Raw genomic sequence first — 17,043 nt, 5'->3', positions numbered from 1 at the left:
TCGCAGCACAGCTTTTTTATTATTGGAACGTATCCACTGTATGCGGCTGTGGAAAGGGTTCCAGACGACCTTAGTAGTAGATCGAGTGTAGCGAGGGATTGCTGGAGCACAGAAAAATTTGAGGCGGTGCAAAACTAATGTGGGAGGGGGCTTGCTCCCGATGGCGGTGTGTCAGTTGAAAACTGGCTGGCTGACACGCCGCTATCGGGAGCAAGCCCCCTCCCACAAGGGATTGCATGAACAGGGAGAGTTACTTAGCGACCCACTCGGCCACACGCTCAGGGTGCTTGGCGACCCAGTCCTTGGCCGCCGCATCAGGCTTGGCGCCCTCTTGGATAGCGAGCATGACTTCACCGATTTCATCCTTGGAGGCCCACTGGAATTTCTTCAGGAAGGCCGCGACTTCCGGCGCTTTCTTCTCCAGGCCCTTGCTGCCGATGCTGTTGACGGTTTCAGCAGCACCATAAATCCCTTTTGGGTCGTCCAGGAAACGCAGTTTCCACTTGGCGAACATCCAGTGCGGCACCCAACCGGTGACGGCGATGGATTCCTGCTTGTCTTCGGCACGGGTCAGTTCGGCGATCATCGCGGCGCCGGAGCTGGCTTGCAGCTTGTAGTCCAGGCCGTATTGCTTGATGGCTTCGTCGGTCTTGAGCATCACGCCTGAACCGGCGTCGATGCCGACGATCTTGTTTTTGAAGGTGGTGTCGGTCTTGAGGTCTTCGATGGACTTGGCCTTGACGTATTCCGGCACGATCAAGCCAATTTTCGCGTCCTTGAAGTTGGGGCCGTAGTCGACCACCTTGTCCTTGTTCTTGGTCCAGTATTCACCGTGGGTCACCGGCAGCCAGGCGGACAGCATGGCGTCGAGCTTGCCGGTGGCGACGCCCTGCCACATGATCCCGGTGGCGACCGCTTGCAGTTTCACGTCATAGCCGAGCTTTTGCTTGATCACTTCTGCCGCCACATGGGTGGTGGCAACACTGTCCGACCAGCCATCGACGTAGCCGATGCTCAGGGTTTTGCTGTCGGCACTGGCCAGTGTGGAGCCCATCGCAACTACCAGCGTGGCAGCTGCGCCCAAGAGTCGTCGCATCTTCATAATACTTCCCCGAAAGTGCTGCGCCCGACGGATGCCGAGCGACGTCAACCTGTTGTTATACGGTGCACCGCGCCCCCTTCACGCGCATCGATCCGGTTGCTGCGGCATCAGTGGAGTGCTGACCGTTTTATCATCAACCTGCGTAGGCCTTTACCCTGCTCTGCCAGCGACCTTGGTTGAGCAAGAAACGACATCACATCGCCAGCAAGCCCTTTTGCAGGACATGTCAGCAAAATCCCGCCCGAACTTTGCATGTCAAAATCATGCAGCCCCACTGGAACGCGGCAATTACGGGTAAGATGCGCGCCTTTGCTCCCCCAGATAAGCCGACCATGCCCGCGACTGCCCGCTTCCCTGCCCTGCCCTATTTTTTCGCCCTGATCCTCGGCCTGCTCGCCCTCGTCGGCTACTGGTATGGCCTCGGCCGGCCAGTGGTGCTGCCGGATGTGGCGAGCGCCAGCCACAAGCTGCAATGTGCGTCCTATACACCCTTCGACAAGGACCAGTCGCCGTTCGACCAGCCGTTCACGCTGCGCCCCGAGCGCATGGACGCCGACCTGGCCCTGCTGGCCACGCGCTTCGAATGCATTCGCACCTACTCCATGACCGGCCTGGAAGCCCTGCCGGACATGGCGCGCAAGCATGGCTTGAAGGTAATGGCCGGCGCCTGGGTCAGCAGCGACCCGGTGGCGACCCAAAAGGAAATCAACGAGCTGATCACGGCGGCCAATGCCAACCCGGACGTGGTGACCTCGGTGATCGTCGGCAACGAAGCGCTGCTGCGCAAGGAAGTCACCGCCAAACAACTGGTGACACTGATCCAGACGGTCAAAAGCCAGATCCAGCAGCCGGTCACCTACGCCGATGTGTGGGAGTTCTGGCTGCAACACCCGGAAATTGCCCCGGCGGTGGACTTCCTGACCATTCACCTGCTGCCGTACTGGGAAGATGAACCGTCGGGCATCGACCAGGCGCTCAAGCACGTCGGCGATGTACGCCAGACGTTCGGCAACAGGTTCGCGCCCAAGGACATACTGATCGGCGAAACCGGCTGGCCCAGTGAAGGTCGTCAACGCGAAACCGCCGTGCCGAGCCGGGTCAACGAAGCCAAGTTCATGCGTGGTTTCGTGGCGATGGCCGAAGCCAACGGCTGGCGCTACAACCTGATCGAGGCCTTTGACCAGCCCTGGAAACGCGCCAGTGAAGGCGCCGTGGGCGGTTACTGGGGCCTGTTCGATGCCGACCGCCAGGACAAGGGCATCCTCGCCGGGCCGGTGAGCAATGTGCCGTACTGGCCGCTGTGGCTGGGCGTGGGCGGCATCATCGTGTTGGCGACGTTGGCGCTGGGTGGCCGCGTACGCAGTACACGCAACGCAATGGCGCTGCCGCTGCTGGGCGTGGTCGCCGCGTGCTCCATCGGTACCTGGGCTGAACTCACCCGCGTCACCGCACGCTTCAATGATGAGTGGGTGTGGGCAGGCTTGCTGGTGGTGCTGAACCTGCTGGTACTGGCGCACGCCGCCTTGGCGCTTGGTGCGAGAGACGGCTGGCGTGAACGGGCCTTCAACTGGCTGCAGCAACGTGCAGGCTGGCTGGTGGCGATTGCCGGGTTTGCCGGCGCGGTGATGATGCTGGCGCTGGTGTTCGACCCGCGCTATCGCAGCTTCCCAAGCGCGGCACTGGTGCTGCCGGCCCTGGTGTACCTGGTACGCCCGGTGAGCGGGCCGCGTCGGGAGATTGCGTTGCTGGCGTTCATTATCGGTGCCGGTATTGCGCCGCAGCTGTTTCGGGAAGGTCTGTTGAACCAGCAGGCGTGGGGTTGGGCGCTGGTGAGTGTGATGATGGTTGCAGCTTTGTGGCGGTGCTTGCGGGTGCGCAAGCCCTGACACCGCCATCGGGGGCAAGCCCCCTCCCACATTTGACCGTATTCACAAATAAAAAGGTGTGAACCCAATCAAGTGTGGGAGGGGGCTTGCCCCCGATTGGCCCTATCAGGCGACGCGCGACTTCCTGACCAACCGCAACCCCGCAATCACCACCGCAAACACCGCAAACGTGGTGTTGTACAGCGCCAACGCGGGCAGCCCGAACACCAGCCCCAGCACCGCCAGGCTCCATCCTGCTCGGCCCGGCACGAAAAACGCCAGCACCGACGTGATCAACGCCGCCCAACCCAATACCTTGAAATGAATCATCAGCCCCAGGTTCGAACGCACCTGGCATTCCCAGCGGCTGGCCTCATCCGCACAGATGCCGACCCACTGACCATCCTCCATAAAGCCATAACGTGCGGCGTAACTGGCCGCCAGCCATAATGGCAGGGCGATAAGCAGCAGGATCAACGGCAAGCGACGGGACATGGGGCACTCCGATAGGCAAAAACGGCGCTCAGCTTAATCCCACAGCGGCCGTTAGCAAGGTGTCTGCGCAGATATCTGTTCATCAATGCGTGGCAAAGTGTATCGTCTGGCAGCTATTACTCTGATTCCGACGTTTTTTTCCGACTTTTCGTGCCGAGGGCTGGCACTTCGGTGGCAACGCGGTGGTCATAGCCTGCGAATTTCATTCAGCACCTTTCCTCTTAGGGATTAAGTCATGCTCCGTTCCTTGCGCTGTGCTGCCTTGCTGGGCAGCCTTTTTTTGAGTGCGTCAGCACTGGCCGTCGATATCGACCAGGCCAGCTATGGCTACCCTTTGACCAACCCGTTCGAAGCGACCATCGCCACCACTCCACCCGATCTGCGGCCAAGCTTGCCGACGGATGACGAGATCAATCAGTCCGACTACACCTTGAACATGCGCCCCGAGCGCGAGTTCAGCCTGCCGGACAACTTCTGGGCGGTGAAGAAACTCACCTACCGCATCGCCAAGCAGGACCGCGCCGCGCCGCTGATCTTCCTGATCGCCGGCACCGGTGCGCGGTTTGACAGCAGCATCAATGAATACCTGAAGAAGCTGTATTACCAGGCCGGCTACCACGTGGTGCAGTTGTCATCACCGACCAGCTTCGACTTCATCAGCGCCGCTTCGCGCTTCGCCACCCCGGGTATCACCCAGGAAGACGCCGAAGACATGTACCGCGTGATGCAGGCCGTACGCGCGCAGAACGCCTCGCTGCCGGTGACTGACTTCTACCTCACCGGCTACAGCCTGGGCGCCCTGGATGCGGCGTTTGTCAGCAAGCTCGACGAAACCCGTCGCAGCTTCAACTTCAAGAAAGTGCTGCTGCTCAACCCGCCGGTCAACCTCTACACCTCGATCACCAACCTCGACAAGCTGGTACAGACCGAGGTCAAGGGCATCAACAACACTACCACCTTTTATGAGCTGGTGTTGAGCAAGCTGACCCGCTATTTCCAGCAAAAGGGCTACATTGACCTCAATGACGCCCTGCTCTACGACTTCCAGCAATCCAAACAGCACCTGACCAACGAACAGATGGCCATGCTGATCGGCACCTCGTTCCGCTTCTCCGCCGCCGACATCGCCTTTACCTCGGACCTGATCAACCGCCGTGGCCTGATCATTCCGCCCAAATACCCGATCACCGAAGGCACCAGCCTCACGCCGTTCCTCAAGCGTGCCCTGCAATGTGACTTCGACTGCTACCTCACCGAACAGGTGATCCCGATGTGGCGCGCCCGTTCCGACGGTGGCAGCCTGCTGCAACTGGTGGACCAGGTAAGCCTGTATGCACTCAAGGATTACCTGCACGCCAGCCCGAAGATCGCCGTGATGCATAACGCCGACGACGTGATCCTGGGCCCGGGCGACCTGGGTTTCCTGCGTAAAACCTTCGGCGATCGCTTGACCGTCTACCCGCTGGGCGGCCACTGCGGCAACCTCAATTACCGCGTCAACGCCGACGCCATGCTGGAGTTCTTCCGTGGCTAAATATCTTCTGCTGCTTGCCGCACTGATGTGCGCTGGCGTGGCCAATGCCGACAACAGCAAGGCCCATGAACCGGTCAAGGTCGATGCCGACGGTTTCAAGGAGCCGTTGACCAAACTCAAATTCAACGCAGGCCTGGACCAGCGTGAATTCGAGCGCTCATCGCTGACCGCGCTCAACGTCTACGACCCACTGGAGTCGTGGAACCGCCGCGTGTACCACTTCAACTATCGCTTCGACCAATGGGTGTTCCTGCCCGTGGTGGACGGTTACCGCTACGTCACACCGAGCTTCCTGCGCACCGGCGTGAGCAACTTCTTCAACAACCTGGGCGACGTGCCCAACCTGTTGAACAGCCTGCTGCAACTCAAGGGCCATCGTTCCCTGGAGACCACCGGACGCTTGCTGGTCAACACCACCATCGGCATCGCCGGCCTGTGGGACCCGGCCACCGCCATGGGCCTGCCGCGCCAGAGCGAAGACTTCGGCCAGACCCTGGGCTTCTACGGCGTGCCGGGCGGCGCCTACCTGGTGCTGCCGATCTTTGGCCCGTCGAACGTGCGCGACACCGGCGGCTTGCTGGTGGACTACACCGCCGAGTCGCAGATCAACTTCCTCAACGTGTCCGAAGTCAGCTCCAACCACCCGGAAGTCTGGGCCCTGCGCGCGGTGGACAAGCGCTACCAGACCAGCTTCCGCTACGGCCAGATGAACTCGCCGTTCGAGTATGAAAAGGTGCGCTATATCTACACCGAATCGCGCAAGTTGCAGATCGCCGAGTAATTAAAAGGCGAAAAAAAGGCCATTCAATCGAATGGCCTTTTTTATGGGTGCCGGTTTATGCCCTGAGCGCTTTCCAACCTTTGCCGACCAAGCTGACCACCGCCAGCACAACAGCGCCGGCAATTATCCCCGCCACCGCGTTCAGCAGCGTTGGCATCAACCACGCCAGCCCACCCACACTCTGGCTGACGCTTTCGATCCAGTGATGCACCACCGGCACGCCGTGGGTCAGAATGCCGCCGCCGACCAGAAACATCGCCGCCGTGCCGATCACCGACAGGCTCTTCATCATGTACGGCGCCGCGCGCAAAATCGCGCCGCCGATGCTGCGCGCCGCCTGGCCGGGCTTCTGCGTCAGCCACAGGCCCAGGTCATCCAGTTTGACGATGCCGGCCACCAGGCCATAGACACCGATGGTCATCACAATCGCAATACCCGACAGCACAATCACCTGCTGCATCAAGGGTGCATCCGCCACGGTGCCCAGAGTGATCGCGATGATCTCGGCCGAGAGGATGAAATCGGTACGGACCGCGCCTTTGATCTTGTCCTTTTCGAAGGCCACCAGGTCTGTCGCCGGGTCGGCCACCGCTTCGGTCAACTGCGCATGTTCAGCCTGATCGTCAGCCTTGCTGTGCAAATACTTGTGGGCGAGTTTTTCGAAACCTTCGAAACACAGGTAGGCACCGCCCAGCATCAGCAACGGGGTGACCGCCCACGGCGCAAACGCGCTGATCAGCAAGGCCGCCGGCACCAGGATCAGCTTGTTGAGAAACGAGCCCTTGGCGACCGCCCACACCACCGGGATCTCCCGCTCGGCGCGCACACCGGAAACCTGCTGGGCGTTGAGGGCCAAGTCATCGCCGAGCACGCCGGCGGTCTTCTTGGCGGCCACCTTGGTCATCAGCGCGACGTCATCCAGGACGGCCGCGATGTCGTCGATCAGTACCAGTAAGCTGCTTCCTGCCATGTGCCATTCCTCGAAAAGTTTCGCCGAGGATAGGAGGCTGGCGCCGTTATGGATAGTGGTACGGCGTCAGCGCGCTGCGATCGATGTTTCGGTCCAGCCGTTGCAAAGCACTGGCCAAGGGGCACAGCACACCCACTGAGGTGTGGACGCAGCCCTCAGCCCCGGCCATATCGGCGTGCAGCGGCGGTTGGGCCGTGGTCAGCGGCGTCAACTGGCGAATCTGCTCCAGGGACTGCGCCTCGAACGCCACGCGCAGGAAGTAGCGGCCGGTTGCGACCTGCTTGTAGCGCTCCAATTGCAGGCTGCCCACCGGCGGGATATTGCCCTCCAGGTAATCACCCAGGGTCCAGCGAAAACCCAGCAGCGTGCGCAGGTAGGAAATGTTGGTGTCATGCGCCACCAGCAAGGTGAAGCGCGCGTCAGGCGGCATGCCCAGCGGGTCATCAATGGCCTGGGGCGTGCCTTGTTTGAGCGCCAGGGAAATCTGGTTCATCAGCTGCGAACCGCCACGGCTGGCGATGTAGAGGTTGTCGTTGATGAAGTCGTACTTGGCCTTGGTCAGCGTGGTCAGTTGGGAGACTTGCTGCGCACTGCGCGCGGCGCCGAAGGCGACCTGGTCCAGCGGCAAGCCTTCGCTGTACTCCAGGCGGAAGGTCTCGCCGAGGTTGGCCTGGGTGTTCAAGCCCTTGATCGCCAGGCGACCGTCTTCGTCCTGGATCAATTGCCAGGGCTCGTCGACGTAGGCGCACGGGTTGGAGGCGGTGCAGATCACCTTGCGCAATTGCTGCTGTGCATCGTGGTAGCGGGCTTGAGCGCCGGCCACGCTGCCGCCCATGCGCGCCAGCACGCTGTCTTCGGCGCGCTGAAGGTCCAGACGGGCGAAGGGCATTTTGTCGGCCTGGAACAGCGCATCCTGGTCGCCGTGCACCACGCTCGGTTGCAACCCACAACCAGGGAACAGGCCATCGAGCAGCGCCGAAGCCGTGGCCTGGGTGCGCTGCAGAGGGCTGGCGCGCACATACACTTGGCCAGGCGCCGGACAGCCGCTGGACAGCAGGCCGGCGGCGCGCAAGACCTGGCCGCGGTAACGGCCCATCTCCACCGCTGCGGCGTAACCGTGGCCGGTCAGGTGTCCATCCGGCACCGACCAACCGGGCAGTGCGCGCCCGGTAACCTTGGCCAGTTTCGCACTGTCGGTGGGTGGGCGCACGCCGTGGCGGCTGACCTGCACCACCTTGTCCAGCACAAAGCCGTCGACGGGTTCGGCGTGGGCCTGCAGCGAAACCAGGCTGGCCAGCAGCAACGGGGTGAAGCGTATGAAACAAGCGAACATAACGGTGTCCTGTGTCGGGTCTACGCCGGGCCATTCCCGCCCGCGAGCGGGGATGGCCGCGCCGGGTCAAGGGTAGCGGTAAGCCGTCAGCGCCGTGCGGTCGATGGCACGGCCGGTGCGCTCGACGAACTGCGCCATGGGGCACAGCGTGCCAACGGGGGTGTGCTGGCAGCCGGGTTGATCGAAGTCGACCTGCAACGGCGGATGCTCAGTATCCAGACGTTGCAAGGCGCGTATCTGGTCCATGCCCTGGGTGATAAAGCGCGTGCGGATAAAGCGCTCGCCGGTCTCGGTGTCACGGTAGCGCTCGAACGCCAGGGTGCCGGTGGGCGGGATATTACCCGGCTGGTATTCACCCAACTGCCAGGTAAACCCGAGCATGGTGCGCAAGTGCGAGATATTGGTGTCATGGGCCACCAGCATCAACAGGCGCGCCGGCGGCGGGTTGCCCAACGGATCGTTTTTCTCCCAGGGCGTACCCTGCTCCAGGGCCAGCACGATCTGGTTCATCAACTGCGAGCCGCCACGGCTGGCGATGTGCGGCGTGTCGTTGACGAAGTCATATTTGGCCCGGTGCAGGCGCCCCAGGGCCGAGACCTGTGCGGCGTCCCGCGCATGGCCGAAGGCGACATCGGCCAGGGGCATGCCCTCGCTGTATTGCAGGCGAATGGTTTCGGCCATCGACGACGCCTTGTCCAGGCCCTTGATCTTGAAACGCCCACCATCGCCCTCCTTCAACACCCACGGCGTGTCGAAGAACGGACAGGCCTTGCCGGCTTCGCACACCGCGTTTTTCAGGCGCTCCAGATCCGGGCGCAGACGCTCCTGGGCGGCGTGCAGGTCGCCACCCAGAGCTTGCAGGATCTGCGCCTTGGCGATGGCCGGGTCGACCTTGGCAAACGGCATTTCATCGGTCTGGAACAGCGGGTCCGGCTTGCTGCGGGCCAAGGCCTTTTCACCGCAGCCGGGAAACATGCCGTCCAGCAGCGCGGCGGCGGTGGAGCGCGTGCGCTGCTTGGGGCTGGCCACGGCGACCAGGCTGCCCGGCTGCGCACAGCCGCTGGCCAGCAGGCCGGCATTGCGGTAATACGCGGCCTGCCAGGCGCCCATGTAACTGGCCGCCAGGTAGCCGTGGCCGGTCAGCTCGCCGTCCTGCACCAGCCATGGCGTCCAGGCGCGACCGGTGGCCTTGACCAGCTTGTCGGTATCGGTGGGCGAGCGCACGCCATGGCGGCTGACCTGCACGGCTTTTTCCAGCACGTAATGGTTGGTTTCGCCAGCCTGCAGGCCGGTGCATAGCGTCAACATGGCCAACGCCAGGCCCGTACGATTGAGTAGGGTCATGCTCGGGTTCCTTTCATCAGAATTCGTAGGAGAAGCCCACGCGATAGCGGGCCTGGCGCTGGTCAGTGTCTTTGTCGACATACACGTCGGCCACTTCCAGGTAGGGCGTCAAGCGTTTGGTCAGTTTGTATTCCAACAACAGCTTGTTGCTGTAGTTCTTGCGCGTGCCGTCGAAGACAATCTGGTTGCTGTAAATCTGCTTGCGCCCGACCCCAACCGATAACAGGCCGAACTTGTACTTGGCGCCCAACTCGACCGCGTCGTCGTGCTTGTCGGCCTTGCCGGTTTCGTCATACCGCGTGAGCTTGTGGTAATAGCCCGGCGTAATCGAAAATTTATCGGTGAGGGCATAAGACACTTTCAGCGACGGCTTATAGGATTTCTTATCCTTGCCGTCGGCGTAGGTGAACTTGGGCTTGAGTTTCCACTGGGCGCCCAGCTTGTGGCTGTACTTGACCTTGGCCTTGAGTTCGTCCTTGGTCAGGCGGGAAAACGCCTTGCCGGGTCCGCCATCGCTGTCAGGCGCAGTGGCCATCACGGCTTCGAAGGAAAAGGCCAGGCCATTGTCCAGGGCCTGGGTCAGCATCACTTTGTCTTTATGCTCACGCTCCACTTCGGAGTACTGGTGCTGGTAATCCAGCTCCAGCGCCTGGGTGGTGGTGGAGGCAACCACCAGGCCGATAAACGAGTATCGCCTTAATACTTTCCCACGATGTCCAGCGCTCAACTTCTTCATATTTCACCTGTTATTTTTATTGTGGATGACGACAACTTTGCTGTTTTACGCGCGCAGCGGTACCGCTTCCGATGACTCGGAACGGTTGAAACCCAAGGGTGATCAGTTCGTTAACGGCGTATCGACCAGAGGCCGTTGTTTTCGCTTACGGCGGTGAACCTGCCCGGAAAACAACGCGGTCATCAGCACTGAAATCAATGAGGCGCCCAGCCAGAACAGCGACAGGGTATGAAAGTCGTACAGCTTGCTGCCGTCCTGGGCCAGGGTCGTGCCGTGTTCGATCAGCACTCCGGTGAGGATCTCGCCCGCCGCCGCCCCGGCGTAGCTGGCAATGCCGATCATGCCCAGCGCCGCACCGGCTGCACTTTTAGCGGCAATGTCCACGGCCATCAGGCCACCGAGGAAACACAGCAGCGCGCCCATGGACAGGCCGAACAGCATCATCGCCGCCGCGTCCAGCCAGTAGTGGCCACCGGGCAGGAACAGGAACATTCCCAACGATGCGCTGTTCATCAAACCAAACAGGATCGCCAGGCCATGGCGCCGGCCGCTGAAGAAGCGGTCGGAAATCAGCCCGCTCAGGCCCGTGCCGACGATGCCGAACACACCGGTGATGGAGATCAGCGCCGAGGCCGACAGCGTGTTGTAGCCCTTGGCGTTTTCCAGGAAGAACACCCCCCAGGAAATCACCGCATACCGGCCGATGTACATCAGGCATGAAGCCAGGGCCAGCAGCCACAGCGCCGGGTTTTTAAGGAGTGCCAGTTGCGCGCCCCACTTGCCGACGGTCTTGAGCAGCACTTCCTCGCGGCCGCCGTCCACTTCGGCAAAGCCCGCGCTCTGCGGCGAGTCAGCCATGAACAGGTAGATCAGCAACATGCCAAGCACGCCCATGGCGGTCGCCAGGAAGTAGCCGTATTGCCAGCCCCAGGTCACGATCACGGCGGCGACGGCGATGTAGGTCAGCGCCTCGCCCAGACTGTGGGCAATCGACCAGAAGCCATAGAAGGTGCCGCGTTCCTTGTCGGCATACCAGCGCGACAACGACACCACGCACGGCCCCACGCCCATGGATTGGGCCCAACCATTCAAGCCCCAGGCCAGGGTGAGAATGACCGCGTTGGTGGTCAGGCCCATGCACGCGTTGACCACCGCACTGATCAACAACCCGAGCATCATGAAGCGCCGGACATTGGCATGGTCGGCCAGGAAGCCGTTGACCAGCTTGCCCACCGCATAGGTAAAGAACAACGCCGAACCGATCATGCCCAGTTGCGTAGGGCTGAGCAGGTTCTGGCTCACCAGCGCCGGCTTGGCCACATTGAAAGACAACCGGCATACGTAGAACAGCGCGTAGCTCAAGGACATGGATAAAAAGGTCAGCCAGCGCACCCGGCGAAAACGTCGCCCATCGGGGTCGGCCACCAGGGGCCGCGCGGGCGCGGCGTGGAACAAGGACAGCAGGGATTTCATGGCGGACAGTCTCCTATTGTTATTATTCGCTGTACGTTGAAACACGGGATCGTGAAACGGGCTCAGGCCTCCAGTGACGGGCCGATCAATTCGGCCAGTTGCGGGTACACCTGGGGGCTTGCCACCAGCAACGGGTTGCCGCCGAGCAAGCCATCGCCGCGCAGGAAATCACTGCAACGGCCGCCGGCTTCACTGACCAGCACCAGGCCCGCCGCACAATCCCAGCTATTGATGTGGGTTTCGTAGTAGCCCACCAGACGGCCGGCCGCGACGTAGGCGATCATCAACGCGCCGGAGCCGTTACGGATAAACATGCCGCCGCCCTCCAGCAAGCCACTCAGGAACGGGATGAAATGCTCCTTGCCGCGCCGATGGGAGGTGCCGACACCGGTCACGCCGTAGCGAATATCCGCAGCCGGGCTGACCCGGATTGGCGTGTCGTTCACAAAGGCGCCCAGGCCGCGGCAGGCATGGAACAGCTCGTTGTGATTGGCGTCTGCCACGGCACCGAGCCAGGGTTGGCCGTCCACCAGCAAACCGATGGACACACACCAGGTGTGCAAGCCATTGACGAAGCAACTGGTGCCGTCGATGGGGTCCACGACCCATACACACCGTGCCTGCAAGCCGGCGGCACCGCCCTCCTCCCCTACAAAGCCATCCTCGGGAAACTGCTCGGCCAGGCGCGCCTTGATAAACGCCTCCAGCTCGCGGTCGGCGATGCTGACCACGTCCTGGGGCACCGAATCCTTGTGCTCGACGTTCAGTTGCTCGCGCTGCTGGTAATACGTCATGCCACGCTGCGCGGCCTCCATCGCGACCTGACGCACCAATGCGTAACGCGCTGCCAGGTGGTCCAGGTCCGGTAACGTCTGTGCTTGAGTCATAAAGCCTACCTTCAACGCAGATTGCACACGTGTGCAATCAACTGGGAAAAAAAAGTGAAGGCCTGCCCTTTTGCAGAAGTCAGCCACTCACCACTGCCACCCATACAACACGAAATAAATTTTCACTTCAATACAATATTGAAATTTTATTTCTGAAACTTCGTGGTGCCACGCTCGATCAAGGTGACGGGCACCGGCTCGAACTCTTTGACGCGCATGAAATTCTCGCCTCGCGAAACAATGGCGCTGACCGCGCGTTGCGCCAGTTGCACGCTGTCCTGACGCACGGTGGTCAGGTCATAAGCCAGCTGCGCGGCCTGGGCAATATCGTCAAAACCAATCACCTGCACCTGTTGCGGCACCTGGCGGTGCAACGTATAGCGCAGCGCATCCATGGCCCCGAGCGCCAGCATATCGGTGGCGCAGAAAATTCCATCCGGCCCATCCCCCTGGCTGAACAGTGCCAACAAGGCTTGCATGCCGCCCTGATAACCGGGGGTTTCATTGAACACCGTCTGCGCCTCGACGCCGCCCTCGGCCAGGCACTCGGAGAACCCCAGCCAACGTTCGCGGCTGCTGAAGTTGTGCTCGCCCTGACCGATGAACGCCAGGCGACGCGCCCCGCCCCTGAGCAAGGCTTCGGCGGCCATGCGCCCGCCGGCGCGGTTATCGCTGCCCACCACTTCGGCCCCGGGCAGCTCATGGCCGCGGTTGATCATCGCCACCGGGATCTGTCGGTCCAGGTAGTGCTGGACCACCGACAACGGCGGCGAGGCCGAGGTGAGGATCACCCCGGCAATCTGGTAGCTGAGCAGTGCATGCAACGACTGCTCAAGCTGCGCCGGGTCGTCGGCATTCATCAGCAACGGCATCAAGCCACGACGGCTCAGGCTGTGGGCGATGGGGCTCAAGAGGCTGGCGCGAAAGGCACTGTCGAAACCGGCGGTGACCACGCCGACGAAGTTGCTGCTGCCTTTGTTCATGGTGCGGGCAATCATGTTGACCTGATAGCCCAGAGCCTTGGCCGAAGCCAGCACCTTCTCCCGCGTCGCCGGGGCCACACTGGCGCCGGCGGTAAACGTGCGCGACACCGCCGAACGCGAAACGCCGGCATGCCGGGCCACATCCAGGGACGTAATCACGTTTTTTTCAGAGGAGTCCATCGGCCAGTGCCCACTGCGAAAGATCCGCTACGGTAAAGGCAAACGCCGCCCAGGGAAAGCGTGGCAATGCGCGTTGTTGAGGCCCGCGGATAGCCGGTGCTACCATGCGCAACCGCCTGTCATGGCAAGGAAGTTCCTGGTTTATGAGCACCATTCGCGAGCGCAACAAAGAAAAAATCCTGCGGGCGGCGAGCGAGGAGTTTGCCGACAAGGGCTTCGCCGCGACCAAAACCAGCGACATCGCCGCCAAGGCGGGGCTGCCCAAGCCCAACGTCTATTACTACTTCAAGTCCAAGGACAACCTCTATCGCGAAGTGCTCGAAAGCATCATCGAGCCGATCCTCGCCGCTTCCACGCCGTTCAACCCCGAAGGCGAGCCCAAGGAAGTCCTGAGCAACTACATCCGCTCGAAAATCCGCATCTCCCGGGACCTGCCGTTTGCCTCCAAAGTGTTCGCCAGCGAAATCATGCACGGCGCCCCGCACCTGAGCGCCGAACAGGTCGAACAGCTCAATGCCCAGGCCAAGCACAATATCGACTGCATCCAGAACTGGGTCGACCGTGGCCTGATCGCGGCGATCGACCCTAACCACCTGATGTTCAGCATCTGGGCCGCCACCCAGACCTACGCGGATTTTGACTGGCAGATTTCAGCAGTGACCGGCAAGGCCAAGCTGGATGAAGCGGACTATGAGGCGGCCGCTCAGACCATTATCCGGTTGGTGCTCAAGGGCTGTGAGCCGGACTGATGCACCGCAGTGCCTGGGCTGATCGGGAGCAAGCCCCCTCCCACATTTGACTGTATTCTCAAATAGAAATGTGTAACCCCGATCAAGTGTGGGAGGGGGCTTGCCCCCGATGAGGCCCTACAGCCACTCAATACTTAAGCTGACACCCCCGCATCCGCCATCAACCCCACCCCCTCGATCGCCGTGATCGCGCACTGCTCGTCAATATCCGACGTATCCCCGCTGATCCCGATCGCCCCCAGCACCACACCATCCTGATTCCGAATCAACACGCCGCCCGGAGCGGGCACCACACTGCCCTGCCCCAGGCTGTTCAGCGCTGCGATAAATGCCGGCCGCTGCTGCGCGTCCAGCGCCAGCAGGCGCGAGCCCTTGCCCAGGGCAATCGCACCCCAGGCCTTGCCGATGGCAATCTGCGGGCGCAACAGGCTCGCGCCGTCTTCGCGTTGCAGGGTCACCAGGTGGCCGCCGCTGTCGAGTACCGCAATGGTCAGCGGCGCGGCCGAAATAGTACGCCCTGCGACGAGGGCCTGGCCGGCCAGTTGGGTGGCGAGTTTCAAGGTTAAAGCGCTCATGGTGCCGTCCTTCTTTTGTTATTGGGAATGCGGTGGAGGTCTGTTTGTTCAGATGCTCGATCAAACAAATAGAACACAATGACATTTGTTTTTGTATACAATATTTCCAGACAAACCTTCCATACGTCGAAAAAAGCCGTTCCGACGAACGCAAAGGCCAGTTTATAAAATGCATTGACCTGCGTTGCTCGCCGTGAATACACTTTGTCCAGACACCACTTGTATACAATTACAAAACGCAAGAGGCACCAAAACCATGAGCAAAATGAGAGCAATCGAAGCCGCCGTACTGGTGATGCGCCGTGAAGGGGTGGACACCGCCTTCGGTATCCCAGGCGCCGCGATCAACCCGCTGTACTCGGCCTTGCAAAAGGTGGGTGGCATCGATCACGTCCTTGCTCGCCACGTTGAAGGCGCCTCACACATGGCCGAGGGCTACACCCGCACCAAGGCCGGCAATATCGGCGTGTGCATCGGCACCTCGGGCCCGGCGGGCACCGACATGGTGACCGGCCTGTACAGCGCCTCGGCCGACTCGATCCCGATCCTGTGCATCACCGGGCAAGCACCCCGTGCCCGCATGCACAAGGAAGACTTCCAGGCCGTCGACATCACCAGCATCGTCAAGCCAGTGACCAAGTGGGCGACCACCGTGCTCGAACCCGGCCAGGTGCCCTACGCGTTCCAGAAAGCCTTCTACGAAATGCGCTCCGGCCGCCCTGGCCCGGTGCTGATCGACCTGCCGTTCGACGTGCAGATGGCCGAAATCGAATTCGACATCGACGCCTACCAGCCGCTGCCTCTGGCCAAGCCCTTGGCGACCCGCGTGCAGGTGGAAAAAGCCCTGGCCCTGCTCGACCAGGCCGAGCGCCCGCTGCTGGTGAGCGGTGGCGGTGTCATCAACGCCGACGCCAGCGAGTTGCTGGTGGAGTTCGCTGAACTCACCGGCATCCCGGTGATTCCGACGCTGATGGGCTGGGGCACCATTCCCGACGATCACCCGCTGATGGTGGGCATGGTCGGCCTGCAAACCTCCCACCGCTATGGCAACGCGACGATGCTCAAGTCGGACGTGGTGCTGGGCATCGGCAACCGCTGGGCCAACCGCCACACCGGTTCGGTGGAGGTGTATACCGAGGGCCGCAGGTTCATTCACGTCGACATCGAGCCGACCCAGATTGGCCGCGTATTCACCCCCGACCTGGGCATCGTGTCCGACGCCGGTTCCGCGCTGACGATGTTCATCGAAGTGGCCCGCGAATGGAAAGCCGCCGGCAAGCTCAAGGACCGCAGCGCCTGGCTCCATGACTGCCAGCAGCGCAAGGCCACCCTGCACCGCAAGACCCACTTCGACAACGTGCCGGTCAAGCCGCAGCGGGTGTACGAAGAGATGAACCAGGTGTTCGGCAAAGACACCTGCTACGTCAGCACCATCGGCCTGTCGCAGATCGCCGGCGCGCAGTTCCTGCATGTGTACAAGCCGCGCCACTGGATCAACTGCGGCCAGGCCGGCCCCCTGGGCTGGACCATTCCGGCGGCGCTCGGCGTGGTCAAGGCCGACCCGAGCCGCAAGGTGGTGGCACTGTCGGGCGACTACGACTTCCAGTTCATGATCGAAGAGCTGGCCGTGGGCGCGCAGTTCAAGCTGCCGTATATCCACGTGGTGGTGAACAATTCCTACCTGGGCCTGATTCGTCAGGCGCAACGCGGCTTTGAAATGGACTACTGCGTGCAGCTGTCTTTCGACAACCTCAACGCGCCGGAACTCAACGGCTATGGCGTGGACCACGTTGCGGTGGCAGAAGGCCTGGGCTGCAAGGCGTTGCGCGTGTTCGAGCCGGGCCAGATCCAGCCGGCACTGCGCCGCGCCCAGGAAATGATCGAAGAATTCAAGGTGCCGGTGATCGTTGAGATTATTCTGGAACGCGTGACCAATATTTCCATGGGCACCGAGATCAACGCCGTCAACGAATTCGAAGACCTGGCCCTGGTCGGCAATGACGCTCCGACCGCCATTTCCCTGCTCGATTAAGGAG

15 protein-coding genes are annotated in these 17,043 nt (G+C 61.7%); 5 read left to right on the top strand and 10 right to left on the bottom strand.

Annotated features, from left to right (window positions below):
* Positions 1 to 250: 250 nt before the first annotated feature.
* The gene (locus SC318_RS08740; RefSeq protein ID WP_320430440.1) at positions 251 to 1,102 is read right to left on the bottom strand and encodes a glycine betaine ABC transporter substrate-binding protein; all 852 of its coding nucleotides are present in this window, start codon (positions 1,100 to 1,102) and stop codon (positions 251 to 253) included.
* Positions 1,103 to 1,434: 332 nt separating this feature from the next.
* On the opposite strand from SC318_RS08740, the gene SC318_RS08735 reads away from it, so the two are divergent.
* Entirely contained in the window at positions 1,435 to 2,988 is a 1,554-nt protein-coding gene (locus tag SC318_RS08735) for a glycoside hydrolase family 17 protein (protein ID WP_320430439.1), read from the top strand.
* Positions 2,989 to 3,093: 105 nt separating this feature from the next.
* Here the strand turns inward: SC318_RS08735 and SC318_RS08730 are convergent, their stop codons facing one another.
* Positions 3,094 to 3,462: a hypothetical protein gene (locus SC318_RS08730; RefSeq protein ID WP_320430438.1), complete on the bottom strand. Its 369-nt coding sequence runs from the start codon at positions 3,460 to 3,462 to the stop codon at positions 3,094 to 3,096.
* A 235-nt stretch (positions 3,463 to 3,697) separates the two neighbouring features.
* On the opposite strand from SC318_RS08730, the gene SC318_RS08725 reads away from it, so the two are divergent.
* Together SC318_RS08725 and SC318_RS08720 are read left to right on the top strand one after the other, a co-directional pair.
* On the top strand, positions 3,698 to 4,996 hold the full coding sequence (locus tag SC318_RS08725) for a lipid asymmetry maintenance lipase MlaY (protein WP_320430437.1): 1,299 nt from the start codon (positions 3,698 to 3,700) through the stop codon (positions 4,994 to 4,996).
* Positions 4,989 to 5,777: an MlaA family lipoprotein gene (locus SC318_RS08720; protein WP_124385829.1), complete on the top strand. Its 789-nt coding sequence runs from the start codon at positions 4,989 to 4,991 to the stop codon at positions 5,775 to 5,777. Before SC318_RS08725 ends, SC318_RS08720 begins: the two co-directional genes overlap by 8 nt.
* Positions 5,778 to 5,832: 55 nt before the next feature.
* On the opposite strand, the gene SC318_RS08715 is transcribed toward SC318_RS08720, so the two are convergent.
* From SC318_RS08715 to SC318_RS08685, 7 genes are all read right to left on the bottom strand, one after another.
* Positions 5,833 to 6,747, bottom strand: a complete 915-nt coding sequence (locus SC318_RS08715) for a DUF808 domain-containing protein (RefSeq protein ID WP_320430436.1) — start codon at positions 6,745 to 6,747, stop codon at positions 5,833 to 5,835.
* A 46-nt stretch (positions 6,748 to 6,793) separates the two neighbouring features.
* Positions 6,794 to 8,080, bottom strand: a complete 1,287-nt coding sequence (locus tag SC318_RS08710) for a histidine-type phosphatase (protein WP_320430435.1) — start codon at positions 8,078 to 8,080, stop codon at positions 6,794 to 6,796.
* Positions 8,081 to 8,146: 66 nt separating this feature from the next.
* Positions 8,147 to 9,424, bottom strand: a complete 1,278-nt coding sequence (locus SC318_RS08705) for a histidine-type phosphatase (protein ID WP_320430434.1) — start codon at positions 9,422 to 9,424, stop codon at positions 8,147 to 8,149.
* Positions 9,425 to 9,440: 16 nt separating this feature from the next.
* The gene (locus SC318_RS08700) at positions 9,441 to 10,160 is read right to left on the bottom strand and encodes an oligogalacturonate-specific porin KdgM family protein (RefSeq protein WP_320430433.1); all 720 of its coding nucleotides are present in this window, start codon (positions 10,158 to 10,160) and stop codon (positions 9,441 to 9,443) included.
* Between the two features lie 102 nt (positions 10,161 to 10,262).
* Entirely contained in the window at positions 10,263 to 11,633 is a 1,371-nt protein-coding gene (locus SC318_RS08695) for an MFS transporter (protein WP_320430432.1), read from the bottom strand.
* Between the two features lie 62 nt (positions 11,634 to 11,695).
* On the bottom strand, positions 11,696 to 12,520 hold the full coding sequence (locus SC318_RS08690) for an inositol monophosphatase family protein (protein ID WP_124385823.1): 825 nt from the start codon (positions 12,518 to 12,520) through the stop codon (positions 11,696 to 11,698).
* A 146-nt stretch (positions 12,521 to 12,666) separates the two neighbouring features.
* Positions 12,667 to 13,683 carry a LacI family DNA-binding transcriptional regulator gene (locus SC318_RS08685; RefSeq protein ID WP_320430431.1) on the bottom strand — a complete coding sequence of 339 codons (1,017 nt, stop codon included), beginning with the start codon at positions 13,681 to 13,683 and terminating at the stop codon, positions 12,667 to 12,669.
* 143 nt (positions 13,684 to 13,826) lie between these two features.
* Between SC318_RS08685 and SC318_RS08680 the strand changes: the two genes are divergently transcribed.
* On the top strand, positions 13,827 to 14,432 hold the full coding sequence (locus SC318_RS08680) for a TetR/AcrR family transcriptional regulator (RefSeq protein WP_306492294.1): 606 nt from the start codon (positions 13,827 to 13,829) through the stop codon (positions 14,430 to 14,432).
* A gap of 134 nt (positions 14,433 to 14,566) precedes the next feature.
* On the opposite strand, the gene SC318_RS08675 is transcribed toward SC318_RS08680, so the two are convergent.
* The gene (locus SC318_RS08675) at positions 14,567 to 15,007 is read right to left on the bottom strand and encodes a GlcG/HbpS family heme-binding protein (protein ID WP_124385821.1); all 441 of its coding nucleotides are present in this window, start codon (positions 15,005 to 15,007) and stop codon (positions 14,567 to 14,569) included.
* A 256-nt stretch (positions 15,008 to 15,263) separates the two neighbouring features.
* Here SC318_RS08675 and gcl point away from each other — a divergent pair, with 256 nt between their 5' ends.
* Positions 15,264 to 17,039: a glyoxylate carboligase gene (gene gcl, locus SC318_RS08670; RefSeq protein ID WP_320430430.1), complete on the top strand. Its 1,776-nt coding sequence runs from the start codon at positions 15,264 to 15,266 to the stop codon at positions 17,037 to 17,039.
* Positions 17,040 to 17,043 lie beyond the last annotated feature (4 nt).

Source organism: Pseudomonas sp. MUP55, assembly GCF_034043515.1.
Classification (GTDB): Bacteria; Pseudomonadota; Gammaproteobacteria; order Pseudomonadales; family Pseudomonadaceae; genus Aquipseudomonas.
Note: the sequence above shows the minus strand (reverse complement) of the source record. Positions and strands in the feature narration are given on the sequence as shown.

Bases quoted from the DNA above. Each gene is read 5' to 3' on its own strand.
- gcl (WP_320430430.1), top strand. From the start codon at position 15,264: ATGAGCAAAATGAGAGCAATCGAAGCCGCCGTACTGGTGATGCGCCGT.
- SC318_RS08685 (WP_320430431.1), bottom strand. From the start codon at position 13,683: ATGGACTCCTCTGAAAAAAACGTGATTACGTCCCTGGATGTGGCCCGG.
- SC318_RS08680 (WP_306492294.1), top strand. From the start codon at position 13,827: ATGAGCACCATTCGCGAGCGCAACAAAGAAAAAATCCTGCGGGCGGCG.
- SC318_RS08725 (WP_320430437.1), top strand. From the start codon at position 3,698: ATGCTCCGTTCCTTGCGCTGTGCTGCCTTGCTGGGCAGCCTTTTTTTG.
- SC318_RS08715 (WP_320430436.1), bottom strand. From the start codon at position 6,747: ATGGCAGGAAGCAGCTTACTGGTACTGATCGACGACATCGCGGCCGTC.
- SC318_RS08705 (WP_320430434.1), bottom strand. From the start codon at position 9,424: ATGACCCTACTCAATCGTACGGGCCTGGCGTTGGCCATGTTGACGCTA.
- SC318_RS08740 (WP_320430440.1), bottom strand. From the start codon at position 1,102: ATGAAGATGCGACGACTCTTGGGCGCAGCTGCCACGCTGGTAGTTGCG.
- SC318_RS08735 (WP_320430439.1), top strand. From the start codon at position 1,435: ATGCCCGCGACTGCCCGCTTCCCTGCCCTGCCCTATTTTTTCGCCCTG.
- SC318_RS08690 (WP_124385823.1), bottom strand. From the start codon at position 12,520: ATGACTCAAGCACAGACGTTACCGGACCTGGACCACCTGGCAGCGCGT.
- SC318_RS08730 (WP_320430438.1), bottom strand. From the start codon at position 3,462: ATGTCCCGTCGCTTGCCGTTGATCCTGCTGCTTATCGCCCTGCCATTA.
- SC318_RS08675 (WP_124385821.1), bottom strand. From the start codon at position 15,007: ATGAGCGCTTTAACCTTGAAACTCGCCACCCAACTGGCCGGCCAGGCC.
- SC318_RS08695 (WP_320430432.1), bottom strand. From the start codon at position 11,633: ATGAAATCCCTGCTGTCCTTGTTCCACGCCGCGCCCGCGCGGCCCCTG.
- SC318_RS08700 (WP_320430433.1), bottom strand. From the start codon at position 10,160: ATGAAGAAGTTGAGCGCTGGACATCGTGGGAAAGTATTAAGGCGATAC.
- SC318_RS08710 (WP_320430435.1), bottom strand. From the start codon at position 8,080: ATGTTCGCTTGTTTCATACGCTTCACCCCGTTGCTGCTGGCCAGCCTG.